Below are 5,603 nucleotides of genomic sequence, written 5' to 3' on the forward strand. Positions count from 1 at the left end.
ATTGGCACTGTCCGGGGTTAGGGCCCATGGCATCTATCACCATGCCCCTGCATGGCCCCTCCGGCCCCTCATCGAAATGATATAGAGCAAGGGTGTCGGCGTCAGGGGTGAACGGCGCAGTGGGAGGCGAGAACAACCCATAATAGCGCACGATCCGCGAAAGGCGCACCTCATCCACCCACCCGCTGTAGGAAGGGTAGGTATCGTGATCCACGCCATGTTTCTCCGCTCCGATGACCAGATACGGATCATTCGGATAGGATGTGGGACGGCCATCCCGATAGCGGATATCTCCGGTCGGCCCGGTCCCCTCCGCATCCAGCCGTCCGTCCACGAAGATCCGCATCTGACCGTCGCTTGCGCGACGGGTGACGGCGATATGGTGCCATTGTCCGTCGGCCACAGTTCGATCGCTACAGAGGGTAAATCCGTTTCCCCCCTGGTTTACGCCGAAGGCAATCCGCCCGCCGGCCAGGGAGACCCCGTAGTCTCCGTAATCCCCAGGCCCGAAGATATCCCGGTCGAACAGGATGTTGCCGAAAATCCAGAGGTCTCCTGCGCCGGAGCGGCATGCGGAACTGGTGTTCTCCACCTGCGCGGCCTTCATCCACCATTCCAGCGTGAAGTCCCCGCCCGCATTGATCGACCGGCCCTCCGCGAGGATCTTAACCCGGTCGATTTCCCCACCCCCATTGCCATAGAAGCGCAGGGAGAACCCCCCTGTGGCCTTCGCCACGGACGACGACCACATTGGAAGGAGAAGCCAGCAAAAGGCCCATCCTCCCAGCAGGATGAGCACCCGTGGCGCCCGAAGACTCATAGGCGGTAAGGCCCTAATCGGTTTGACCGATGCACAGGCAGGGCACCCCCCAAACTAAAGAAATCGGAAACGCGTTCAGCCCCAGGTAAACACGGGATTGCAACGGCATAGCGACCTTGGTGCTCGACCCATTAAGGTTGGAGATTTGAGGAGCTAAGCCAGTTGGAGGGGTCATGGCCCCTCCTCGCAGCCCGGAGGGCCGTGAGGAGGGGGAGAAAAATCGTTCGGGGCGAGGCTTTTGGCCCCTGCCCCCGAAAACCCCAGGTCGGCGAAGCACTAACGGGAGATCGATACCGGCTGAGGGATAGGTTCCACCGACGAAACCACCACAGGCCGTGCCTCCAGATCCTGCTGGATCCGTAGCTCCCGTTGGCTCAGCTCCGCCAGCGCGCGGACCAGGAGGCCCGCGGTGATCAGATCCATGCCCATCAACACGGTCAGCGCGCTCACCGCCGGGACGAACCAGGGGGCTGGGAAGGGCGGGGCGGTCAGGCGGGCCCAGACCGCCCACCCGTAAAGCCCCACGCCGATGGCGACACTGAGCAGCCCCATGGGCAGGAAGCGGTGTTCCAGCGGTCGACGGAACAAGGGGCGGCCGAACAAGCTTTGACGGATCGGGCGCTTGTGGAACAGCGAGACGATGTAGTTGAACAGCGTCCCCACCGCGAAGAGGTGCAGCCCGATGGCGGCCAGCACCACCGCTGCGAACAGGCGCGGGAAGGGCCATCCGGTAGGTCCCGGCCACAGGACCGCGCTGGCCCCCAGGGCCAGGCCCAGCCATGCCAGCCCGAAGCCCGCCATCCCGAACACCCGCGCCGGGTTATAGGTCATCACAGTCCACACGATCGCATGGAGAAAGCGCACGCCATCCCGCAAGGGGTGGAGCTTGGATTGCCCCAGGCGCTCCCGGTAGGGAATCGGGATCTCCTTCATGCGCACGCCCTCATAAATCGCCCGCGCGCTCATCGCCGGGGTGAAGTTCAACCCGTCGGGCAGCGGATACAGGCGCTCCAGGATCTCCCGGCGGAGCAGCCGCATGCCGCTGGCGCTATCACTGACCGCAACTCCTCCCAGCATCCGAAGCAGGAACGCGAAACCCCAGTTGCCGATCCGGCGCACAACCGGCATCTCCGAATCCGCGCGGCCCATGCGGGAGCCCACCACCAGATCCGCACCACTTAAACAGGCGACGCGGTAAAGCTCGGGAAGCGCCTCCGGCGGATAGGTCGCGTCGGCATCCAGAAAGGCCAGCCACTCTCCCCGGGCATGGGCAAACCCCGTCTTGAGCGCTGCCCCGTAGCCACGATTGAAGGGGTGACGGATCAGTCGGACCTCCGGATAGGAGGCTACGATGTCCGCCGTGCGATCCCGGGACCCATCGTCCACCACAATCACTTCCCATTCCGCAAACCCTGCCTCCCGCAAGGCCGGCCCGATCGCCCGCATGCGATCCAACACGGCCTGAATCGCGCTCTCCTCGTTGTAGGCGGGGATCACAATGGATAGTGTGCTCATCGGAATTCCTCCTGAGCGAGAACCGCTGTTTGAACGACAGGAAGGCCGCCGTGGAAAACAGGGCCATCCACCGGGCGGGAGCGATCCAGCCGGCTCCCGACCACTCGGGCCGGAACGCCGACGGCAATGGCATAGGGGGGAAGGTCCTCCGTCACCACTGCCCCCGCGCCCACCACGGCTCCTCGTCCGATGCGCACCCCATCGAGGACCACCGCTCCTCCCCCGAGCCAGACGTCATCCTCAATTACGATGCCCCGCGCTGTGATCCCCTGTTCCGCGATCGGCCGGTGAGGATCCTGGAACACGTGGTTGACCGCCAGGATCTGGACCAGCGGGCCGGTGTAGACGAAGTCCCCGATGGTCACGCCGCCCTGGCCCCGGATGACGTTGTATTCCCCAATGAAACACCGCCGTCCGATGGTGATCCCCGAGTGAGGAAGTCCCCGGAAGTTGTAGACGTGGAGCACCGAGCCGTGCATGATCACGGTGCCGTCGCCGATGGTGATGCCGTTCGGGCAGGCGTGCAGATAAACCCCTTCATCCAGGTAAACACCCCGACCCAGCGTGATCCGTCGGGGCTGGGCCAGTCTCACCCCCCGCGCGATATAGGGGAACCCCCGCGTGGGAAGGAACAGGCGATAGACCATCCCCCGCAGCCCGATCCCCAAGAGCCCTGGGAGGCCGCGAAGGAGGGCCATCAGGGATTGCTCCAGCAGATAGGCGCCCCACCCGGTGGATTGCGTATGGATATAGAGATCGAGAGCTTCAGCCCAGCGGCGTGGCCAGCGGGACATCCGTCACCCTCAGCGCTGGGGTCGGAAGGATCTGGACCTCACGGTGCAGGATCCACGATACCGCTTCCGAGAGATCCTGGAAGATCTGAACCTCTGGATAGCGCTGGAGGACCTGTTGGGCATAGAGCGCGCCCCGCCCGGTGCGGACCAGCAAAGGCTGGCACCCGGCCGCCAGGGCGGCCTCCACATCGGTCAGGGCGTCCCCGATCAAGTAGGATGCCTCCAGGCGGATCCCCAGATCCCGAGCGGCCTGGAGGAGGAGCCCAGGCTTCGGCTTGCGGCAGAGACAGTCCTCCTCCGGCCGGTGCGGGCAGTAGTAAATGGCATCCACCCGCCCGCCGGCCAGCTGGATGTCCCGGATCATCCACCTGTGGATCTCCTCCACTACTGCCGCCGGGACGATCCCCCGATGGACGATGGCTTGGTTCGTCACCACTACGATCGAGAATGGGGCGGCCGACAGGCGGCGCAGCGCCTGGAGCGCCCCCGGCAGAAAACGGAACTCGGTCCAGGACTTCACGTGGTCCGGCCGGTTCTCGCAGATCACCCCGTCACGATCCAGGAATACGGCTCGCATCAGGCATGGGCTCCTCTTGCAGGATCGGCGCCACGACGAAGGCGTTTTCCCAGGTCCGCCGTAGCACTGTCGTGATGGTGTGCTGCAGGATCAGATGCACATCTTCGATCTGTTCCATACAGGCGCTGGGGACGATCAGGCACAGATCCACCAGCTCCCGCAGTTTCCCGCCCTGGAAGCCGGTGAGGCCGATGGTGAAGGCGCCGGCTTCCCGGGCGACGCGCACCGCCTCCAGGACGTTCGGGGAGTTCCCGCTCCCGCTGATGGCGATCACCAGGTCCCCCGGGCGCACCAGCGGGCGAAGCTGCTCGGCGAACACGTGGCGATATTCGGTGTCGTTGGCCCAGGCGGTGAGCAGGGGGACGTTGTCCGTAAGGGCGATGGCCCGAATCACGGGCGCGCCGGGCCGTCGGGCGCCTTTGGCCAGATCGCAGGCGAAGTGGGAGGCGGTGGCCGCGCTCCCGCCGTTCCCGCAGAGGAAGATCATGTGGCCATCCCGCGCGGCGGCCTCGATCTGGGCGATGATCTGCAGCAACGCCTTGCGGGGCAATGCCTCCAGCGCCCGATGGATGCCGTCGAAATAGTCCTCGATCCATTCCGCCCACATGGTCTCATTCCACCCGAAAGACCTGCACGCCCTGATCGTCGAAGGCCACGTCCATGGGCTTTAATCCCATGTCCATCATCACTTTCGTCACCGGCTCGATCGCATGCTCCGGGCAATACAAGAGGAGAAAGCCGCCTCCCCCGGCGCCGGTGATCTTTCCGCCGATGGCCCCGGCCTCCCGCGCAGCGGCATAACAGCGATCGATGAAATCGTTGGAGATCGAAGCGGCCAGCCCCCGCTTCAACCCCCAGGCTTCGTGAAGCAGGCGGCCGAAGCCGTCCAGATCCCCCAGCGTCAGGCGCTCCTCCATCTCCTCGGCCATGGCTTTCAGCAGATGGAGCCGCCGCAACACCTGGGGGTCCTCCTCCGCCGTCGCCCGTTGCTGAGTTTTCAGAATGGTGGAGGAGGGACGGGCCTGCCCGGTGTAGAACAGGCGCAGCCGGCGCTCCAGGGTCTGGCGGATCTCCGGGGCGATGGGGACCCGCTCCACCGTCACCCGGCTCGCCTCGAACCGGATCCGATTCAGGCCACCGAAGGCCGCCGCATACTGGTCCTGCTTGCCCACTGGCATCCCCAGCCGATCGATCTCGATCTGACAGGCCAGCTCGGCGATCTCCGCGCGCGAAAGGGACCAGCCGCTCCAGGCTGCGAGGGCGGCGATCATCGAGACCGTCATGCTGCCGGAGGAGCCCAGCCCGGTGCCCGGGGGGACCTGGGCGGCGATGAACACATCGATCCCATTGGGGCTTCCGAAGGCCTCCAGGATCGCCCGGGGGAGGGAAAGGTTCCCATCCCAGAGGGCGTCCCGATCCGGCGCATATTGATGGAACAGGCTATAGTTCGCTGAGATCAGGTGGGCCGCCCGGGGCGCCGGGGACAGAATGGTATACACATAGCGGTTCAGAGTGACGCTGAGGACCTGGCCGCCGTAACGGGTGTAGTAGGCGGGAAGATCCGTCCCCCCGCCGGCGAAGCTGATCCGGACCGGCGCGCGGGCGATGAGCATCATGGGTCCTGGGGTCTCCGCAAAACGATCTCTGACGGCTTTGAAGATAAGGGGGAGGGGTTGGGTAGGGATAAATAGAAGGTTAGGAAAACGTTCCTCCCCCCCCTCCCTGGCCCTTGCAGGACGCAGGGAGGGAGGATTGAATATTTTAGGGGTGGGTGCGGGCCCCCCGAGGCCGCCAGCACACACATTGAAATACCAGGGGAAGTGTTTGCGCCAAATAAACGGCGGCCGGGGGAAGGAAAACGAGGCGGACCAGGGGTAGCAGGCGCGTAAAGCCAGAG

General features: G+C 64.9%; 6 protein-coding genes. All 6 read right to left on the reverse strand.

What is annotated here, in order from left to right; genetic code table 11:
• Positions 1–820 (reverse strand): LamG domain-containing protein (locus NZM16_RS12230; protein WP_295480626.1); only part of this gene is annotated, 820 nt, incomplete at its 3' end.
• A 276-nt stretch (positions 821–1,096) separates the two neighbouring features.
• Positions 1,097–2,335: a glycosyltransferase family 2 protein gene (locus tag NZM16_RS12235; protein WP_295480628.1), complete on the reverse strand. Its 1,239-nt coding sequence runs from the start codon at positions 2,333–2,335 to the stop codon at positions 1,097–1,099.
• Entirely contained in the window at positions 2,332–3,129 is a 798-nt protein-coding gene (locus NZM16_RS12240; protein WP_295453006.1) for a DapH/DapD/GlmU-related protein, read from the reverse strand. Before NZM16_RS12240 ends, NZM16_RS12235 begins: the two co-directional genes overlap by 4 nt.
• On the reverse strand, positions 3,101–3,706 hold the full coding sequence (gene gmhB / locus NZM16_RS12245) for a D-glycero-beta-D-manno-heptose 1,7-bisphosphate 7-phosphatase (protein ID WP_295453009.1): 606 nt from the start codon (positions 3,704–3,706) through the stop codon (positions 3,101–3,103). Before gmhB ends, NZM16_RS12240 begins: the two co-directional genes overlap by 29 nt.
• Positions 3,681–4,313 (reverse strand): SIS domain-containing protein, encoded by a 633-nt coding sequence (locus NZM16_RS12250; RefSeq protein ID WP_295453012.1) that lies wholly within the window; start codon positions 4,311–4,313, stop codon positions 3,681–3,683. Before NZM16_RS12250 ends, gmhB begins: the two co-directional genes overlap by 26 nt.
• 4 nt (positions 4,314–4,317) lie before the next feature.
• Positions 4,318–5,322, reverse strand: coding sequence for a hypothetical protein (locus NZM16_RS12255; RefSeq protein WP_295453014.1), 1,005 nt, complete (start codon positions 5,320–5,322; stop codon positions 4,318–4,320).
• Positions 5,323–5,603 lie beyond the last annotated feature (281 nt).

Origin of the sequence: Thermoflexus sp., assembly GCF_025055495.1 — a bacterium.
GTDB lineage: Bacteria > Chloroflexota > Anaerolineae > Thermoflexales > Thermoflexaceae > Thermoflexus.

Coding starts and splice junctions, on each gene's coding strand:
- NZM16_RS12255 (WP_295453014.1), bottom strand. CDS start 5,322: ATGATGCTCATCGCCCGCGCGCCGGTCCGGATCAGCTTCGCCGGCGGG.
- NZM16_RS12235 (WP_295480628.1), bottom strand. CDS start 2,335: ATGAGCACACTATCCATTGTGATCCCCGCCTACAACGAGGAGAGCGCG.
- gmhB (WP_295453009.1), bottom strand. CDS start 3,706: ATGCGAGCCGTATTCCTGGATCGTGACGGGGTGATCTGCGAGAACCGG.
- NZM16_RS12250 (WP_295453012.1), bottom strand. CDS start 4,313: ATGTGGGCGGAATGGATCGAGGACTATTTCGACGGCATCCATCGGGCG.
- NZM16_RS12240 (WP_295453006.1), bottom strand. CDS start 3,129: ATGTCCCGCTGGCCACGCCGCTGGGCTGAAGCTCTCGATCTCTATATC.